The sequence below is a fragment of the Roseateles sp. FW301-B2 genome, assembly GCF_058788955.1.
The window spans coordinates 85,774-101,569 of sequence record NZ_JBYTBE010000003.1 but is presented as its reverse complement, the minus strand read 5'-3'; the positions used below and the strand labels follow the sequence as shown (position 1 = coordinate 101,569).

Genomic DNA, 15,796 nt, shown 5'->3' with positions numbered 1-15,796 from the left:
CGGCGGCGGCGTTCTAGAATCCGCCCCCCGGCGCCATCCAGGCGCCCAGCCAGCGCGTCCATGAACATCGTCGTCAACGAAGAACTCAAAGCCTATATCGATCCGCTCACCCCCGATGAGCATGCCGCGCTGGAGCGCAGCATCCTGGCCGAGGGCTGCCGCGACGCGCTGGTGTTGTGGGGCGAGGTGCTGGTGGACGGGCACAACCGCTACGGCATCTGCGTCAAGCATGGCCTGCCCTTCCAGACGGTGCAGAACCCGCGCTTCAAGTCGATCGAGGACGTGCACCTCTGGATGATCGACCAGCATCTGGGCCGGCGCAGCGTGTCGGACTTCCAGCGCGGCGTGCTGGCGCTGCGCAAGAAGGAGATCGTGGCGGCGCGCCGCGCGGTCGCCCTGCACACCGAGCCCGACGAGAGCCGTGCCGATGCGCCGCAGCTGCCGCCCACCGACCCGCTCAACACGCGCGAGGCGATTGCCAAGGCGGCGCGCATCAGCAGCAACCAGGTGGTGCTGATCGAGAAGATCCAGAAGCAGGCCGCGCCCGAGCTGGTGGCGGCCGTCAAGTCGGGCGAGATCACCATCAGCGCCGCCGCCGCGGTGGCCAGCCTGCCGGTGGAAGAGCAGGTGGCCGCGGCCGCCGCCGGCAAGACCGAGCTCAAGCAGGCCGCCAAGCGCGCGCGTGCCGCCAAGGCCAGGCCGGCGAAGGCGGCCGAGGCGGCGGCGGCCGATCAGGCGGAGGGGGCCGAACAGGCCGCCGCGCAAGACCTGACCCCGCTGAGCGAGTCTGAGGCCGACGAGCTGCAGCGCCTGCGCGCCCGCGTGGCCGAGCTGACGGTGGAGAACGCCGTGCTACGCCAGCAGCTCGCCGCCCTGCAGCGCTGAGTTCATGGCCGCATAGCCCAGGCCCAGGCCCTGGCCGAACAGGCCGGCCGTGGCCTGCTGCTGCAGGAAATCGCGGATCTGCGCCTGGGCCTGCCCGTAGGCCAGCAGGAAGGGGGCCGGCCCGACGCTGAAGCGCCGCGCCCCGGCCGCATGCAGCTGCTCGATCGCCGGCATGCCGGGCATCACCATCAGGTTCAGCGGCATGCCTATGGCCGGGGCCAGGCTGCGCACCTCGTCGACGCTGGCGAGGCCGGGCAGAAAGGCGCCGTCGGCGCCCGCCTCGCGGTACAGGCGCAGCCGCTCCAGGCTCATCGCCGCGGCCGCCGCCCCGCTCGCCAGCCGGCGCAGATAGACGTCGCTGCGCGCGTTGATGAAGAAGGGCCGGTCGCTGCCCAGCGCGCCGCGGATGGCCGCGATCTTGGCCGCCAGCAGGGCGGGGGCCTGGTCGCCGTCTTCGAGATTGATGCCCACCGCGCCGGCGTCGGCGACGGCGCGGGCCAGCGCGGCCACGGCGGCCGGATCGGCGCTGTAGCCATCCTCCAGGTCGACACTCAGCGGCACGCTCAGCACCCGGGCCAGGCGGCGCACCGCGGCCAGCAGCTCCGCGGGCGGCAGGGCGCCGCCATCGGCATAACCGAGCGACCAGGCCAGCGAGGCGCTGGAGGTGGCGATGGCCGGCGCGCCGGCCAGCTCGAACAGGCGCGCGCTGGCGGCGTCCCAGGCATTGGGCAGCAGCAGCGGCGCCGGGGCCTGGTGCAGGGCTTGGAAGCGGTGGAAGGCGGTCATGGCAGGTCTCGAGGAATGAGCCTGCATGCTAGGCGGCGCGCCGACGCGCGTCTGGCCGTTTTCGGACCTCTGCCTCAGGACGCCCTACAGCGGCAGCTCGGTGTAGTACCTGCCGCCGTGGAAGATCAGCGGCTGGGCGCTTTCGGCGAAGCTGCAGCGCTCCACCTCGCCGACGAAGATGACGTGGTCGCCCTCCTCGTACTGGCTGCGGTTGGCGCATTCGAACACCGCGGCCACGCCTTCCAGCACGGGCGCACCGCCGGCGCCCTCGCGCCAGGCCACGCCGGCAAAGCGGTCGATGTCGCGGGTGGCGAAGCGCTGCGCCAGGGCCTTCTGGTCGGCCGCCAGGATGTTGATGGCGTAGTGCGAGCCGCGGCTGAACACCGGCATCGAGCCGGCGCGCTGGGCCAGGCTCCATAGCACCAACGGCGGCGCCAGCGACACCGAGTTGAAGGAGTTGGCCGTCAGGCCCACCAGGCTGCCGTCGGGCGCGCGCGCGGTCACGATCGTCACGCCGGTGGCAAACATGCCCAGGGCCGAGCGGAACTGCAGGGTGTCGAGCGGGTCGGCGGCAGTGGCCTGGCTGGGAACGGAGGGCGACAGGGTCATGCGCCTATTGTCAGGGCAGAGCGAATGCCCCCGCATTCTCTGCGGCAGATCAAATCCGCCGGCTGCGGAATTTGCGCTGCCTCATGACCGTGATCGCCGCGATGGGTTGCACTGCGCTCATGACAGCAGAGGATGGGAGACCCTTATGTTGCCTTGGACCATATTGCCCACGGGCCTGGACGCCTGCGGCCCGCAAGGGATCAGCGGCGACTGCGATCTGACCCTGCTCAACCAGCAGCGCCTGCACGGCCGGCTGGATCAGTTTCACGATGGTGATCGCTCCATCGACCTGCGCATGGCGCGCCAGCGCGGGCTCGTGAGCCTGCCGCTGCGCGAGGTGCAATGGCTGCGCATGCGCGCGCCCGCCGAGGCCGCCGCGGCGCTGGCCGCCGCACCGGCGGCGGCGGTGCCGATCCGCCTCAGCGGCCCTTGCGCCCGGCCGGTGCCGGGCCTGTGCCTGCGCTCGCGCGCGGTGCCGGGCGGGCTCTGGCTGGACCTGCTGGACGCCCAGGGCGAGGTGCACCGCTGGTTCGTGCACGACGTGCCGCAGGTGGAGCTGAAGCGCTTGAACTGAGGGGGCAGCGTCAGCGCAGCATCGCCACGGCGGTGCCGAGCAGCACATAGGTTTCCAGTTCGGCGCTGTCCACCCAGGCTTGCGGCCAGGCGCTCCATACCACCGCAACCACCTGTTCGGCGGGGTTGATGTAGATGAACTGCCCGTAGATGCCTTCGGCGGTGAAGGCGCCATCGTGCATCTCCAGCGCATCCGCCCCGGTGGGGAAGGACCACCACTGGTAGCCGTAGCCCAGCGGGTAGCCCGGGTAGAGCTGGCCGCAGGCGGTGGTGGCCGAGTCGGGGTGGCCGGCGAGATCGCGCCAGCCCGACGGCAACACGGCCAGGCCGTCGATACGGCCCTGTTGAAGTACGAACTGGCCCAGCCGCCCGTAGTCGCGCAGCGTGGCGCTGAAGTTGTTGCCGCCCATCTCGAGGCCGCCGACGCCGTCGAGCATCCAGTAGCCGTCGGCCTCCATGCCCATCGGGGCCCAGATCTTTTGCGACAGATAGTCGCTCAGGGTCCGGCCGGTGGCGCGCGCGATCACCGCGCCCAGCACATAGCTTTCGCCGGTGCTGTAGCAGAACGCCGTGCCCGGCGCGGCGGCGCGTGGGCGCGAACGCATCAGCTCCATCACCGTGCCGCGGCCCCCGCTGGAGCAGGCCTGGGCCAGCCTGGCGATGTCGGAGTCAGCGCCGGCGCTGTAGTCCTCGTTCCAGGCCACGCCCGAGCACATGCGCAGCAGCTCGCGGATCGTGTTGGCCTGGTAGGCGCTGCCCGCCAACTCGGGCAGGTAGCGCGTCAAGGGCTCGTCCAGGCTGGCGATGCTGCCGTCCTTGAGCGCCGCGCCCATCAGGGTGGCAGTGAGCGACTTGGCTGCCGAAAACGAGGTCCAGCGCGTGCTGGCGTCGTTGCCCATCGCGTAGCGCTCCAGCGCCACCTCGCCGTTCTTCAGGATCAGCAGGCCGCTGCTGCGCTGGCGCTGCATGTAGTCGTCGATGCTGTAGGAACGGTCTGCCAGGCTGTAGCTCAGCCCGGACAGCTGGCGGGCATGCGCGGTCAGTGGCCTGGCAGCGCTGCCGCGCCGTATCACCCGGGTGGGCGCCAGCCGGTCGGCATGTCGAAAGGTCGCGACCTGGTTCTCCGGCGTGGTCGTGAGCAGATTGGGCGAGACGCGCTCGTCAATCTCGTCCGCGCCGCCGCCGCAGCCGGCCAGCCAGGGCAGACTGCCCAAGGCGAGCCGGCTCATCAGTTGCAGCGAGCCGCGTCTGCTGTAGGTGGGTCTCATCATGTCTCCGTCCTTGTGGGTGCTTGGGGAGGCGCGTCGGCCTCGGCGGCAGGGTAGGCGGGGGGCGCGCGGCGCACGAGTTCGCAGATGCAGGGTCCGCAAATGAGGAGGCTTCGCAAGCAGGCGCCGGCCGGCTAAGCTGGGGCGCCGCGCGAATCCTGCCCGCATGTCCGACCCCCTCAGCCCCGCCACCTTGGAGCGCTTCAGCGCCGCCCTGCTGCGGCTGGGGGCCTTGGCCCATGAGGCCAGCGCCGCCGAATTTCTGGGCCAGGCCGTCAGCGTCCTGAGGGCGCAGATCCCCTTTGCACGCGGTTGGTGGGGCCTGGGCACCGATCTCGGCCCCGGCAAGGTGCCGGCCATCTATCAGACCCAGACGATCGGCCTGCCGGACAGCTTTACCGCCGAGTGGCGCGCCATCGCGCTGGTGGACAGCTTTGCCGAGACCACGCTCAGGCAGGCCGGCCAGGTGCAGCGCTTCGAGGCTTCGCAGGACGACGACTCGCCCGCGGAGGTCGCGGCATTCAGCCAGCGCCATGGCCTGCACCATGGCATGGCCTTGCGCATCGACGCGCTGGCGAGCGGGCATGGCTTCTTCATGGTCGTGTACCGCGACGCCGCGGCTGCGCCGTTCGACGCGGCCGAGGCGCTGCTGTTCAAGCAATTGTTGCTGCATGCGTTGCAGCTGTGGCATCAGCGCCTGCGCGACGCCTTGTCGGCCGTGGCGCAGGAGGAGTTGGCGCGCGCCGCTGTGGCGGCGCTGCCCGACGGGCGCCTGCTGTTCGCCGGCCCGGCCCTGTGCGAACTGCTGTGGTCGCATTGGCCGCAATGGGACGGCATCACCTTGCCGGCCGAACTGCTGGCCCAGCTGCGGCGCCTGCCCCAGCAGCTGCGCCTGCCCGGCGGTACGCTGCACGCCAGCCGCCGCGGCGAACAGCTCTGGTTGCTGCGGCGCGCCGAGGCCGGTGGCCGGCCCGGGCTGGCGCCGCGCAAGATGCGGGTGGTGCATCTGTTTGCCGAGGGCAAGTCCTACAAGGAGATTGCGCGCGAGCTGGCCCTGAGCCCGGCGACGGTGCGCACCTATCTGCGCGACGCCTATCTGAGCCTGGGGGTCAGCAACAAGATCGAGCTGGGCGAGGCGCTGCGAGGCCAGGGGCGGACCGCCCGGACTCCCTAGAATCCGCGCATGTCATCGACCCCCAGCGCCGCCCTGCCGCCCCCGCAGCAACAGCCCACCCTCAGCGCCCGCGCCGCGGCCCTCTACCGCCTGGCGGTGGTCTGCCTGCTGGGCTTTGCCTCGGGCCTGCCGCTGGCGTTGACCGGCCAGGCCATGCAGGCCTGGCTCTCGGCCGAGGGCCTGGACGTGGCCACCATCGGCTTTTTGAGCCTGGTGGGCATGCCCTATACCTTCAAGTTCCTGTGGGCGCCGCTGATGGATCGCTTCGAGCTGCCGCTCCTGGGCCGGCGCCGCGGCTGGATCGTGTTGACCCAATTGCTGCTGGCCGGCGCCCTGCTCTTGATGGCAGGCACCTCGCCCGGCGCGGCGACGCGCGCCTTCGCGCTGCTGGCGGTGCTGGTGGCCTTTCTCTCGGCCTCGCAGGATGTGGTGATCAATGCCTACAGCACCGATGTGCTGGCCGCCAGCGAGCGCGGCCTGGGCAGCTCGCTGCAGGTGGTGGGCTACCGCATGGCGATGATTCTCTCGGGCGGCGTGGCCTTCATCTGGGTGGACGTGGCGCAGGGCGGCGGCTGGAGCTGGCCCGAGGTCTACCGCCTGATGGCCGGGCTGATGCTGGCCGCCGCCGCCTTCTCGGCGCTGGCGCTGCCGCGCCTCAGGCAGGCGGCCGCGCCGGCCAGCGTGGCGCGCCATGACATCCTGGGCTTTGTCGCCGTGGTGCTGGCGGTGGTGGCTGGCGTGGTGCTCACCGAGCAAGCCCTGACCCCCGCGATCAAGGCCCTGCTGGCGCCGTTGTGGGCGGGCAGCAGCGTGGCCACCGGCCTGCAGGGCAAATGGACCGACCTGCTGATCCTGCTGGCCGGCATCGCGCTGACCCTGCCGCTGACCGCCTGGGCGGCGCGCGCGGCGCGCTTCGAGACCCTGCTGGGCGGCCTGCGCAACTACTTCGGCCAGCCCGGCGCGGCGGCCTTCCTGGCCTTCATCGTGCTCTACAAGCTGGGCGATGCCTTTGCCGGCGCGCTGATGACGCCCTTCCTGCTCAAGGCCCTGCATTTCGGCACCGCCGAGGTGGGCGTGGCCAACAAGGTGTTCGGGCTCTGGCTCACCATCGGCGGCGCCATCGTCGGCGGCGCACTGATGCTGCGCATCGGCATGTGGCGCGCGCTGATGGCCTTCGGCATCCTGCAGGCGGCCAGCAATCTGGGCTTCTGGTGGCTGGCCCAGTACGGCGCCGGCAGCCTCGGCGCCCTCACGGTGCCGGCCTTCGACTGGGGCTTCGTGAAGCTGGCCCAGGCCACCCAGGTGGATGGCAGCCTGCTGATGGTGGTGGCGCTGGAGAACCTCAGCGGCGGCATGGGCACGGCGGCCTTCCTGGCCTTCATGATGAGCTTGTGCAACCAGCGCTTCACGGCCACCCAGTTCGCCCTGCTCTCGGCCTTCGCCTCGGTGGGGCGGGTCTGGGTGGGGCCGCTGGCGGGGGTGCTGGCCGAGGCGATCGGCTGGCCCGATTTCTTCCTCGTCTCCATCGTGCTGGCGCTGCCGGCGCTGTGGCTGCTGAAGAAGCTGCGCGCCAGCGTGGAGGCGCTTGAAGTCCCGGCGAACGCCTCCAACTTGGACGACTGATCATGAGCACGAATTTCGACGCGGGCGCCGACGCCCACCTCCCCAGCGCCCCGCGCTACGGCTTTGGCCGCTGCGAGTGCCGCGGCTGCGCGGCCGCGCAACCGCAGCGCCGCCTGTTTACCGGCCTGCTGGCAGCGGGCGGCACCCTCGCGGCCACGCCGCTATGGGCGCGCGAAGGCGTGAACGTGGGCAAGAAGAGCTGGGCCGCCGATCTGGTGCCGGCCCAGCAGGTGGAGCAGGCCGCCGCCCAGCAATATGTGCAGATGCAGCGCGAGGCGGCGCAGCAGCGCGCGCTGGCGCCCGCCAACCATCCGCAGGTGATCCGCCTGCGCGAGATTGCCAAGCGCATCATCCCGCACGCCTATGAGTGGAACCCGCGCGCCAAGGACTGGCGCTGGGAGGTGAACCTGTTCGCCAGTCAGCAGCTGAATGCCTTCTGCATGCCGGGCGGCAAGATCGCCTTCTATTACGGCATCCTCGAGAAGCTCAAGCTGGAGGACGACGAGGTTGCCACCATCATGGGCCACGAGGTCGCGCATGCGCTGCGCGAGCATGCGCGCGAGCGCATGGGCAAGAACGGGCTGACGCGCCTGGGCGCCAACGTGGTCTCTTCGCTGCTGGGCCTGGGCAATGTGGGCGACGCGCTGCTGGGCATGGGCAGCCAGCTGCTCACCCTGACCTTCAGCCGCGAGGACGAGACCGAGGCCGATCTGGTGGGCATGGAGCTGGCCGCGCGCGCCGGCTACGACCCGGCGGCCGGCGTGAGCCTGTGGCAGAAGATGGGCCAGGTCTCCAAGGGCGCGCCGCCGCAATGGCTGTCCACCCACCCTTCGGGCCCGACGCGCATCCGCGACATCGAGGCCAGCCTGCCCCAGGTGGCGGGCCTGTACCAGCGTGCCGAGAAGCCGACGCGGCGCTTCGAGATCGCGCCGCCCATCCCGGTGCGCCAGGGCTGAGCCCGACTCAGGTGCCGCGCACGTAGGGGTTGCTGCGGCGCTCCACGCCGAAGCTGCTCTCCGGCCCGTGGCCGGGGATGAAGACGGTGTCGTCGCCCATTGGCCAGAGCCGCTGGGTGATGGAGCGGATCAGCTCGTTGTGGTTGCCGCCGGGAAAGTCGCTGCGCCCCACGCCGCCGGCAAACAGCACATCGCCGACGAAGGCGCGCTTGGCCGCGGCCGAGAAGAACACCACATGGCCGGGCGTGTGGCCGGGGCAGTGGCGCACCTGCAATTCCTGCTTGCCGATGCGCACATGATCGCCGTCCTGCAGCCACTGCGTGGGCGCGAAGGGCTCCGCCGGCGGGAAGCCGAACATCTGGCTCTGCTGCGGCAGGCCGTCGATCCAGAATTGGTCGCCCGGATGCGGGCCGATCACCGGCAGCCCCAGCTCGCGCGCCAGCTGGCCGGTGCCGCCGGCATGGTCGATATGGGCATGGGTGAGCCAGATCGCCTTCAGGTGCAGGCCCAGGCGCTGCACCTCGGCCAGCAGCTTGGTGATCTCGCCGCCCGGGTCGATCAGCGCCGCGTCCAGGGTCTCGTCACACCAGACCAGGGAGCAGTTCTGCTGGAAGGCGGTGACGGGGATGATTTGGTAGCGCAGCGACATGGTGGGAGCGGCCTGGGGACGAGACATCGTTGGGGCGCTCAATGTAGCTAACTTTGCGGCGCGGCAGCGAACTGCGTCACGGACGCGCATGCCGCCGCCGTGGTGGAATCGAGCTAGGCGCGCGCCAACCGGACCCATCCCATGAGCATCAATGTCGATCTTCGCCAGTTGGTCTATGCCCTCTCGGACGCGCTGGATCTGGTGGGTGTGGACGACATCGCGCATGGCAAGCGCGTCGGCGTGATGGCGGCCGAATGCGCCAAGGCGATGCAGTGGCCGGCGGCGGAGGTGCACTTCCTGTTCGACCTGGGCCTGCTGCACGACATCGGCGTGTCCAGCACCGCCACCCACCAGCACCTGATCGCCGAGTTCGACTGGGCCGGCTCGCAAGCCCATGCGGAAACCGGCTACGGCTTGCTGAAGGACTTCGCCCCCCTGGCGCGCATGGCGCTGCCGGTGCGCTACCACCACACGCGCTGGGACGCCCTACTGGCCGGCCGGCAGCTGCCGCTGGAGTTGGCGCGCCAGGCCAATCTGGTCCTGCTAGCGGACCGCGTGGATGCAATGGCCGCGCCCTTCTATGCCAGCGGCCAAGTGCTGCAGCATCGCGAGCCGATCCGCCGGGAAATCGCCGCGCGCGCCGGCAGCTATTTCGCGCCCGAACTGGTGGAGGCATTTCTCGCGGTGTCGGCGCATGAGGCGTTCTGGCTCAACCTCGAATCGAATGCGCTTGCCAACTACCTGGCCGACATGCTGGCCACCGCCCAGCCCTACCAGGCCAGCAACGCCGAGCTGATGCAGCTGGCGACGATCTTCGCGCAGATCGTGGATGCGAAAAGCAGCTTCACCCACACCCATTCGCTGGGCGTGGCCAGGGTCGCACGCCGCCTGGCCGAGCATATGGGCGTCTCGGTGGATCACTGCGAGAAGCTCGAGATCGCCGGCCTGCTGCACGACCTGGGCAAGTTGCGCGTGCCCGATGCGATCCTGGAAAAACCCGCGCCGCTGGACGAGGACGAGCGCCTGGTGATGCGCAGCCACAGCTTCGAGACCATGCAGATCCTCAAGAAGGTGAGGGGCTTCGAGGAGATCGCCAGCTGGGCCGCGGACCATCACGAGGCGCCCAGCGGCCTGGGCTATCCGCATGGCCTGGACGGCGCCAAGCTGGCGCTGGAGGCGCGCATCCTGCGCGTGGCCGACATCTTCCAGGCCATGGTGCAGGACCGCCCCTATCGCCCGGGCCTGTCGCGCCAGGCGGTGGCGCACTTCATGGCGGAGCTGCAGGGGCGCAACAGCATCGACGCCTCGATCGGCGGCGTGCTGCAGGCGCATCTGGATGAACTGATTCAGCTGGCGCGCGCCAGCACCTGAAGCGCGTCCAGCTCAAACACCACCCGCACCAGCTGCGGCCCATCGGGGTGGGCGCGCGTGCCGGCGCCCAGGCCGCGCATCAGCACCAGCATGCGGCGGTTCTCCACCAGCACATCGCCGGTGAGCGCGCGCAGGCCCCGCGCACGCGCATGGCCGGCCAGGCGTGCCATCAGGGTGCGACCCAGGCCCAGGCTCTGCCAGTCGTCGGCCACGGCGATGGCGAACTCGGCCTCGTCGGGCTGCGTGGGGCTGCGCACATAGCGGGCGTCCGCCACCAGCTGCGGCGCTGGTTGCGCGGGCGCTGGCCGCAGCGCCTGCGCCACCAGGGCGACATGCTGGTGCTGGTCCACCTCGGTCATCTGGCGCAGTAGCTCTGGGCTGAGTTGGCGCAGGCCGACGTGGAAGCGCTTGTGGCGCGCGTCCAGCGACAGGCCCGCCACAAAGGCCTGGGTGGCGGCGGCATCCTGTGCGCCGATGGCGCGCAGCAGCACGGCGCGGCCGCGCGGCAGGCGCAGCCGCTCGGGGCTGAGGTCCAGGCCCGGCCTGGCAATGGCTGCGGTGCTCATCACAGCGCTGCGCAACCGGCGTGTGCCGGGCGCAGCTCCAGCACCGCCGGGCCTCCCAGGGCGCAGACCAGCAGTTCTTCGCTGCCGCCCACGGCCATGCCCTGGCCAGCCTCGAGCACGATGTCGCGCAGGTCGTGGTCAATGGTCACCCACAGGGTGCCGGCCGCGCTGGCCAGGTAGGCTGACCTGGCGCCGCTCAGGCGCGAAACCTGGCCGCGTTCCAGCCGCAGCTGGGCTTGTTCGGTGCTGATCAACATGGCGGGCTCCTTGATGTAGGGGCGATGCATGCGAGGTCTGCATGCTGGCCGGTCCCGGCAAAAGGTGCTTGCAGGGACACCGGTGTGGAGCGAATATTGGGCGCCCGCCGGGGCGCTGACAAACGATCAATCGGAACCCATCGCATTCCTCCAGCGCATGCAAGAAAGAAAACCCCTGGACCGCCTGCCGCCGCTCGATCTGCTGGCCTCGTTCGAGGCCGCGGCGCGCCATCTCAGCTTCACCAAGGCCGCGGCCGAGCGTTTCGTGACGCAGTCGGCGATGAGCCGGCAGATGCGCGCGCTGGAGGAGGAGCTGGGGGTGGCGCTGTTCACGCGCCGGCACCGCGCGCTCGCGCTCACCGCCGAGGGCCAGCGCCTGCTCGCCAGCTGCACCCAGGTGCTGGGCAATCTGCGCAGCACCATGCGCGAGATCCGCGCGCCGCAGCAGCGCGAGGTGCTGGCGCTCACCACCACGCCGGGCTTTGCGGCGCTGTGGCTGATCCCGCGGCTGACGGCCTTCACACGCGCGCACGCCGGCATCGATGTGCGGCTTGACGCGACGCTGGACAACCGCAACCTCGCCGCCGAGGGCTTCGACGTCGCGGTGCGCTACGGCAAGCTGGGCGCGCTGCGCGGTGCGCGCAAGCTCTTCGAGGAGGCGATGCTGCCGGTGTGCAGCCCGCGCCTGGTGGCCGAGCTGGCGCTGCCGCTGCGCGAGCCGGCCGACCTGGCCCACCACACCTTGCTGCACCTGGCGATGGCTGGCGATGGCAGCGGCATGCCGATGGAGTGGGAACCCTGGCTGAGCGCCTGGGGCCTGGCCGATCTGCGCCCGGCGGCGCGCCTGAGCTTCACCAGCTATGCCGAGGCGATCGCCGCCGCGGTGGCGGGCCAGGGCGTGGCCCTGGGGCGGCGACCGCTGGTGGATGGCCTGCTGGCGAGCGGCCAGCTGGTCACGCCCTTCGATGCCAACACCGCCTCGGCACGCGCCTACCAGCTCATCGTCGACCCGGCCTCGCGCGCGCGGCCGGCGGTGCAGGCCTTCGAGCAATGGCTGCTGGCGCAGGCGGCGGCAGCGGGTTGAGCGGGCATGAAAAAAGGCCGGCCCCCGAAGGGAGCCGGCCTTGCGGGGCCAAGCGCTGGCGCGTCAGTGCACGCCGTGCATCTTCTTGCGCATCCAGCCATTCAACATCATCAGCACCAGACCGGCCGCGATCGGGATCAGGGTGAAGATCAGGAAGAAGGTCGACAGCGAGTAGGTGGCCGAGATCTGGTCGATGTAGGAGCCGGTGGAGCCGGCGACCTTGTTGGCGATCGCGGTGTTGAGGAACCACACGCCGAACATCAGGCCCAGCAGGCGCTTGGGCGCCAGCTTGGAGATGTAGGACAGTCCCACCGGCGAGATGCACAGCTCGCCCATGGTGTGCAGCAGATAGGCCAGCGTCAGGTACATCATGCTGACCTGGGCGGTCTTGGCGCCCGGGGCGATGCCGAGGGCACCATAGGCCAGCACCGCAAAGCCCAGGCCCAGCAGCACCAGGCCGACGCCGAACTTGATCGGGCCGCTGGGGTTCCACTTCTCTTCCCACATCCTGGAGAACATCGGCGCCAGCACGACGATGAAGAAGCTGTTCAGCACGCCGAACCAGGTGGCCGGCACATCGCTCTGCTCCATCGCGAATTCGCGGCCCAGCATCCACAGGCACAGGCCCCAGATGATGGCGAAGGCGGTGGCGAGCGACAGATTGGCAACCCAGACCTTGCCGCCGGTGCTGCGATAGAGCTTGAACAGCAGCCAAGAGAGGATGGCCGCCGGCACCACCGTCATCGCGGTGTTGATGAGCTTGAACACCAGCCCGCTCGTGCCCACCAGCACGCGGTCGGTGTAGTCGGCCGCGAAGATGGTCATCGAGCCACCGGCCTGCTCGAAGGCGAACCAGAAGAAGATGGTGAAGAAGGAGAACACGAAGATGGCCTTGAGGCGATCGGCCACCACATGCTCGGGGGTGTCGTCGAGCGCTTCCTCGGCCTGCTGCTCGCCGGGCTTGGCCGGGTCGCCGATGCTGCCGAACAGGCGCTGGCTGAAGAAGAACTGCAGCGCGCCCAGGATCATGAACACGCCGGCCAGGCCGAAGCCGAGGTGCCAGGACACCTTCTCGCCGATATAGCCGCACAGCGAGATGCCGAAGAAGGCGCCGGCGTTCACGCCCATGTAGAACAGCGTGTAGCCGCTGTCGCGCGCGCCTTCGTTGTCCTTGTTGTAGAGCTGGCCGACGATGGCCGAGATATTCGGCTTGAACAGGCCGGTGCCCAGGATCACCAGACCCAGGCCGAGATAGAAGGTCGGCACGGTCTCCAGGAACAGCGCGATATGGCCGGCGGCGATGATGAAGGCGCCCCACAGCACCGAGCGCCGCGTGCCGAGGAAGCGGTCGGCGACATAGCCGCCCAGAATGGGGGTCAGATAGGCCAGGCCGGTGTACCAGCCGTACAGGCTGGTGGCATCGGCGCGGCTCCAGCCCCAGCCGCCCTTGGACGCCTCGGTGACCAGGAACAGCACCAGCAGGGCGCGCATGCCGTAGTAGGAGAAGCGCTCCCACATCTCGGTGAAGAACAGCACGAACAGGCTGTTGGGGTGGCCGAGGATGGTGTGGGTGGCGGGCGCGCTGCCGGCGGCGGCGCCCATCGGAGTGGTGCTGATCACGGTGCTCATGGCGGTGCTCTGTTGAATAGCGTAAAGCGCCGGCCGGGCGGGTGGCCCGGTGGCGCGCGCCGGATTGTCGCCTGCCGGCGCATGCCGCCTTGTTGGCGTTTACGCCAGCGCCGCGCTTACGGCAGCTGCATGCCGAAGCGGTGGGCGATGAAGGCCAGCATGTCGGCACGCTCCTCGATGATCTTGGAGGTGGGCTTGCCGGCGCCGTGGCCGGCCTGCGTCTCGATGCGGATCAGCTTGGGCGCGCCGCCGGTCTCGGCCGCCTGCAGCGCCGCGGTGTACTTGAAGCTGTGCGCGGGCACGACGCGGTCGTCATGGTCGCCGGTGGTCACCAGGATGGCGGGGTAGGGCTTGCCGCCGCTCTGGATGTTGTGCAGCGGCGAGTAGGCCAGCAGGGCCTTGAACTCCTCGGCGTTCTCGCTCGAGCCGTAGTCGGGCACCCAGGCCCAGCCGATCGTGAACTTGTGGAAGCGCAGCATATCCATCACGCCCACCTGCGGCACCGCGGCGCCGAACAGCTCGGGGCGCTGGTTCACCACCGCACCCACCAGCAGGCCGCCATTGCTGCCGCCGTTGATGGCGAGCTTGGCGGGCTGGGTGAACTTGTTGGCGATCAGCCATTCGGCCGCGGCGATGAAGTCGTCGAACACGTTCTGCTTCTTCAGCTTGGTGCCCGCCTCGTGCCAGGCCGCGCCGTATTCGCCACCACCGCGGATCGAGGCCAGCACGTAGACGCCACCCATCTTCATCCAGGTGGCGGCGGTGACGTTGTAGCCGGGCGTCATCGCGGCATTGAAGCCGCCGTAGCCATACAGCAGCGTCGGGTTGCTGCCGTCCAGCTTCAGGCCCTTCTTGTGGGCGATGAAGATGGGGAAGCGCGTGCCGTCCCTGCTGGTGACGAACTCGCGGCGCGTCTCGAATTGCTCGGCGTCGAAGGCGGTCTGCGGGCGCTTGAACACGCTGGCCTTGTTGACGGCCACGTCATAACGGTAGAGGGTGGCCGGCGAGTTGAGGCTGGTGTAGACGAAGAAGGTCTCGGCGTCGTCGCTGCGTCCGGCAAAGCCCGAGGCCGTGCCGACGCCGGGCAGCGCCACCTCGCCGAGCGCACGGCCGTCCATGCCATGGATGCGCACCAGCGTGGAGGCATCGCGCAGATAGCGCAGCAACAGGCGGCCGCCCACGGTGGAGGCGCCGGTGAGCGCGTCGCTGCCCTCGGCCACCAGGGTCTTCCAGGCCTGCTTGCCCGAGCCCTTCAGGTCGATCGCGATCAGGCGGCCGCGTGGCGCGTCCTGGTTGGTCTTGACGATCAGGGTGCTGGCGCCCATCGAGGCGACCGGCACGTACTCGGCATCGAAGGCCAGCGTCACCGGCTTGGGTTCGCCACCGCTGTAAGCGCCCTTGGCAAGCGGCAGCACCATCAGCCCGTTCTTGTTGCCGCCCTTCCAGACGGTGATGTAGACGAGGCGGCCGTCGTCCGAGACCTCGGCGCCAAAGCCCCATTCCTTCTCTTGCGGGTTGCTGGCCACCAGGGCGTCGTCGGCCTGCGGCGTGCCCATACGGTGGTAGTAGAGCTTCTGGAAGTAGTTGCTGCCGGTCAGCGCCGCGCCCTCGGCGGGGGCGTCGTAGCGGGCGTAGAAGAAGCCCTTGCCGTCGGGCGTCCAGGCGGCGCTGGAGAACTTCACCCACTCGAGCGTGTCGGGCAGATCGCGGCCGCTGGCGAGATCGCGCACGCGCCAGGTCTGCCAGTCGGAGCCGGCCTTGGAGCTGCCATAGGCCAGCAGCCTGCCATCGCGCGAGGCGGCGTAGCCCGACAGCGCCACCGTGCCGTCCTTGGAGAGCTGGTTGGGGTCCAGCGCCACCGCGGGCTCGGCCGTCAGCGTGCTGGCGGTGTAGAGCACGCTCTGCTGCTGCAGGCCGTCGTTGCGCGTCCAGAAATAGCGGCCACCCTCCTTGAAGGGCAGGCCGAACTTCTCGAAGTTGTAGAGCTCGGTATAGAGGCGGCGCACCGGCAGGCGTTGCGGCATGGCGGCGAGGAACTGGTCGGTGACGGCGTTCTGCGCCTGCACCCAGGCCTTGGTGTCGGCGCTGCGGTCATCTTCCAGCCAGCGGTAGGGGTCGGCCACGCTGCTGCCGTGGTAGCTGTCGGTCTGTTCGACCTTGCGCGTGGCGGGGTAGCTCAGGCTCTGAGCCTGTACGGCGCCGGCCAGGCACAGCGCGCTCAGTGCGACGCTTATGGCGGTCAGAAAGTTCGTCTTGCTCATCGTGCTCTCTTGTTTGTCGAGTCTCGGATGCCCCGGTGAGGGCGCGCCATTGTGCCCAGACTCGCGCGCGCATGACTTCCGGCACAGATGCGAGGTGAAGATACG

General features: G+C 69.9%; 15 protein-coding genes. 7 read left to right on the top strand and 8 right to left on the bottom strand.

Translation table 11 applies throughout. The annotated features are described in order from the left end of the window. Positions 1 to 60: 60 nt before the first annotated feature. A complete protein-coding gene (locus tag AC3WQY_RS03710; protein ID WP_285234289.1) occupies positions 61 to 885 on the top strand; it encodes a ParB N-terminal domain-containing protein in 825 nt (274 codons plus the stop codon). On the opposite strand, the gene AC3WQY_RS03705 is transcribed toward AC3WQY_RS03710, so the two are convergent. Both AC3WQY_RS03705 and AC3WQY_RS03700 read right to left on the bottom strand, forming a co-directional pair. Continuing rightward, complete coding sequence (locus tag AC3WQY_RS03705; RefSeq protein ID WP_492705885.1) at positions 853 to 1,671, bottom strand: isocitrate lyase/PEP mutase family protein; 819 nt, start codon at positions 1,669 to 1,671, stop codon at positions 853 to 855. The two genes, AC3WQY_RS03710 and AC3WQY_RS03705, sit on opposite strands and share 33 nt — an antisense overlap. An 84-nt stretch (positions 1,672 to 1,755) precedes the next feature. Further along, positions 1,756 to 2,280: a flavin reductase family protein gene (locus AC3WQY_RS03700; RefSeq protein WP_285234287.1), complete on the bottom strand. Its 525-nt coding sequence runs from the start codon at positions 2,278 to 2,280 to the stop codon at positions 1,756 to 1,758. A gap of 145 nt (positions 2,281 to 2,425) precedes the next feature. Here AC3WQY_RS03700 and AC3WQY_RS03695 point away from each other — a divergent pair, with 145 nt between their 5' ends. Next, positions 2,426 to 2,854, top strand: coding sequence for a hypothetical protein (locus tag AC3WQY_RS03695; RefSeq protein WP_285234286.1), 429 nt, complete (start codon positions 2,426 to 2,428; stop codon positions 2,852 to 2,854). A gap of 10 nt (positions 2,855 to 2,864) precedes the next feature. On the opposite strand, the gene AC3WQY_RS03690 is transcribed toward AC3WQY_RS03695, so the two are convergent. Then, positions 2,865 to 4,121 carry a serine hydrolase domain-containing protein gene (locus tag AC3WQY_RS03690; RefSeq protein ID WP_492705882.1) on the bottom strand — a complete coding sequence of 419 codons (1,257 nt, stop codon included), beginning with the start codon at positions 4,119 to 4,121 and terminating at the stop codon, positions 2,865 to 2,867. A 166-nt stretch (positions 4,122 to 4,287) separates the two neighbouring features. Between AC3WQY_RS03690 and AC3WQY_RS03685 the strand changes: the two genes are divergently transcribed. Genes AC3WQY_RS03685 through AC3WQY_RS03675 form a run of 3 tightly spaced genes read left to right on the top strand, consistent with a single transcriptional unit; the run spans position 4,288 to position 7,874 of the window. Further along, on the top strand, positions 4,288 to 5,295 hold the full coding sequence (locus tag AC3WQY_RS03685) for a helix-turn-helix transcriptional regulator (RefSeq protein ID WP_492705880.1): 1,008 nt from the start codon (positions 4,288 to 4,290) through the stop codon (positions 5,293 to 5,295). Positions 5,296 to 5,304: 9 nt separating this feature from the next. Next, positions 5,305 to 6,918 (top strand): AmpG family muropeptide MFS transporter, encoded by a 1,614-nt coding sequence (locus AC3WQY_RS03680; RefSeq protein ID WP_492705878.1) that lies wholly within the window; start codon positions 5,305 to 5,307, stop codon positions 6,916 to 6,918. Between the two features lie 2 nt (positions 6,919 to 6,920). Further along, positions 6,921 to 7,874 carry a M48 family metallopeptidase gene (locus AC3WQY_RS03675; RefSeq protein ID WP_492705876.1) on the top strand — a complete coding sequence of 318 codons (954 nt, stop codon included), beginning with the start codon at positions 6,921 to 6,923 and terminating at the stop codon, positions 7,872 to 7,874. A 7-nt stretch (positions 7,875 to 7,881) separates the two neighbouring features. Here AC3WQY_RS03675 and AC3WQY_RS03670 read toward each other — a convergent pair whose 3' ends face one another. Continuing rightward, a complete protein-coding gene (locus tag AC3WQY_RS03670) occupies positions 7,882 to 8,550 on the bottom strand; it encodes an MBL fold metallo-hydrolase (protein ID WP_492705874.1) in 669 nt (222 codons plus the stop codon). Positions 8,551 to 8,664: 114 nt separating this feature from the next. On the opposite strand from AC3WQY_RS03670, the gene AC3WQY_RS03665 reads away from it, so the two are divergent. Continuing rightward, a complete protein-coding gene (locus AC3WQY_RS03665) occupies positions 8,665 to 9,894 on the top strand; it encodes an HD domain-containing phosphohydrolase (protein WP_492705873.1) in 1,230 nt (409 codons plus the stop codon). Here AC3WQY_RS03665 and AC3WQY_RS03660 read toward each other — a convergent pair. Both AC3WQY_RS03660 and AC3WQY_RS03655 read right to left on the bottom strand, forming a co-directional pair. After that, on the bottom strand, positions 9,870 to 10,460 hold the full coding sequence (locus tag AC3WQY_RS03660; protein WP_492705871.1) for a GNAT family N-acetyltransferase: 591 nt from the start codon (positions 10,458 to 10,460) through the stop codon (positions 9,870 to 9,872). The two genes, AC3WQY_RS03665 and AC3WQY_RS03660, sit on opposite strands and share 25 nt — an antisense overlap. After that, a complete protein-coding gene (locus tag AC3WQY_RS03655; RefSeq protein WP_285234278.1) occupies positions 10,460 to 10,717 on the bottom strand; it encodes a DUF2917 domain-containing protein in 258 nt (85 codons plus the stop codon). The genes AC3WQY_RS03660 and AC3WQY_RS03655 overlap by 1 nt, the downstream gene beginning before the upstream one ends. A gap of 157 nt (positions 10,718 to 10,874) precedes the next feature. On the opposite strand from AC3WQY_RS03655, the gene gcvA reads away from it, so the two are divergent. Beyond that, entirely contained in the window at positions 10,875 to 11,801 is a 927-nt protein-coding gene (gcvA, locus tag AC3WQY_RS03650) for a transcriptional regulator GcvA (RefSeq protein ID WP_492705868.1), read from the top strand. Positions 11,802 to 11,864: 63 nt separating this feature from the next. Here gcvA and AC3WQY_RS03645 read toward each other — a convergent pair whose 3' ends face one another. Both AC3WQY_RS03645 and AC3WQY_RS03640 read right to left on the bottom strand, forming a co-directional pair. Further along, positions 11,865 to 13,430 (bottom strand): peptide MFS transporter, encoded by a 1,566-nt coding sequence (locus AC3WQY_RS03645; RefSeq protein ID WP_492705866.1) that lies wholly within the window; start codon positions 13,428 to 13,430, stop codon positions 11,865 to 11,867. A gap of 116 nt (positions 13,431 to 13,546) precedes the next feature. Beyond that, positions 13,547 to 15,691: a prolyl oligopeptidase family serine peptidase gene (locus tag AC3WQY_RS03640; protein WP_492705864.1), complete on the bottom strand. Its 2,145-nt coding sequence runs from the start codon at positions 15,689 to 15,691 to the stop codon at positions 13,547 to 13,549. Between the last annotated feature and the right edge of the window lie 105 nt (positions 15,692 to 15,796).

Excerpts from the sequence above, each read along its gene's own strand:
- AC3WQY_RS03705 (WP_492705885.1), bottom strand. The coding sequence starts at position 1,671 with ATGACCGCCTTCCACCGCTTCCAAGCCCTGCACCAGGCCCCGGCGCCG.
- AC3WQY_RS03710 (WP_285234289.1), top strand. The coding sequence starts at position 61 with ATGAACATCGTCGTCAACGAAGAACTCAAAGCCTATATCGATCCGCTC.
- AC3WQY_RS03645 (WP_492705866.1), bottom strand. The coding sequence starts at position 13,430 with ATGAGCACCGTGATCAGCACCACTCCGATGGGCGCCGCCGCCGGCAGC.
- AC3WQY_RS03665 (WP_492705873.1), top strand. The coding sequence starts at position 8,665 with ATGAGCATCAATGTCGATCTTCGCCAGTTGGTCTATGCCCTCTCGGAC.
- AC3WQY_RS03655 (WP_285234278.1), bottom strand. The coding sequence starts at position 10,717 with ATGTTGATCAGCACCGAACAAGCCCAGCTGCGGCTGGAACGCGGCCAG.
- AC3WQY_RS03695 (WP_285234286.1), top strand. The coding sequence starts at position 2,426 with ATGTTGCCTTGGACCATATTGCCCACGGGCCTGGACGCCTGCGGCCCG.
- AC3WQY_RS03640 (WP_492705864.1), bottom strand. The coding sequence starts at position 15,691 with ATGAGCAAGACGAACTTTCTGACCGCCATAAGCGTCGCACTGAGCGCG.
- AC3WQY_RS03660 (WP_492705871.1), bottom strand. The coding sequence starts at position 10,460 with ATGAGCACCGCAGCCATTGCCAGGCCGGGCCTGGACCTCAGCCCCGAG.
- AC3WQY_RS03700 (WP_285234287.1), bottom strand. The coding sequence starts at position 2,280 with ATGACCCTGTCGCCCTCCGTTCCCAGCCAGGCCACTGCCGCCGACCCG.
- AC3WQY_RS03690 (WP_492705882.1), bottom strand. The coding sequence starts at position 4,121 with ATGAGACCCACCTACAGCAGACGCGGCTCGCTGCAACTGATGAGCCGG.
- AC3WQY_RS03685 (WP_492705880.1), top strand. The coding sequence starts at position 4,288 with ATGTCCGACCCCCTCAGCCCCGCCACCTTGGAGCGCTTCAGCGCCGCC.
- gcvA (WP_492705868.1), top strand. The coding sequence starts at position 10,875 with ATGCAAGAAAGAAAACCCCTGGACCGCCTGCCGCCGCTCGATCTGCTG.
- AC3WQY_RS03675 (WP_492705876.1), top strand. The coding sequence starts at position 6,921 with ATGAGCACGAATTTCGACGCGGGCGCCGACGCCCACCTCCCCAGCGCC.
- AC3WQY_RS03680 (WP_492705878.1), top strand. The coding sequence starts at position 5,305 with ATGTCATCGACCCCCAGCGCCGCCCTGCCGCCCCCGCAGCAACAGCCC.
- AC3WQY_RS03670 (WP_492705874.1), bottom strand. The coding sequence starts at position 8,550 with ATGTCTCGTCCCCAGGCCGCTCCCACCATGTCGCTGCGCTACCAAATC.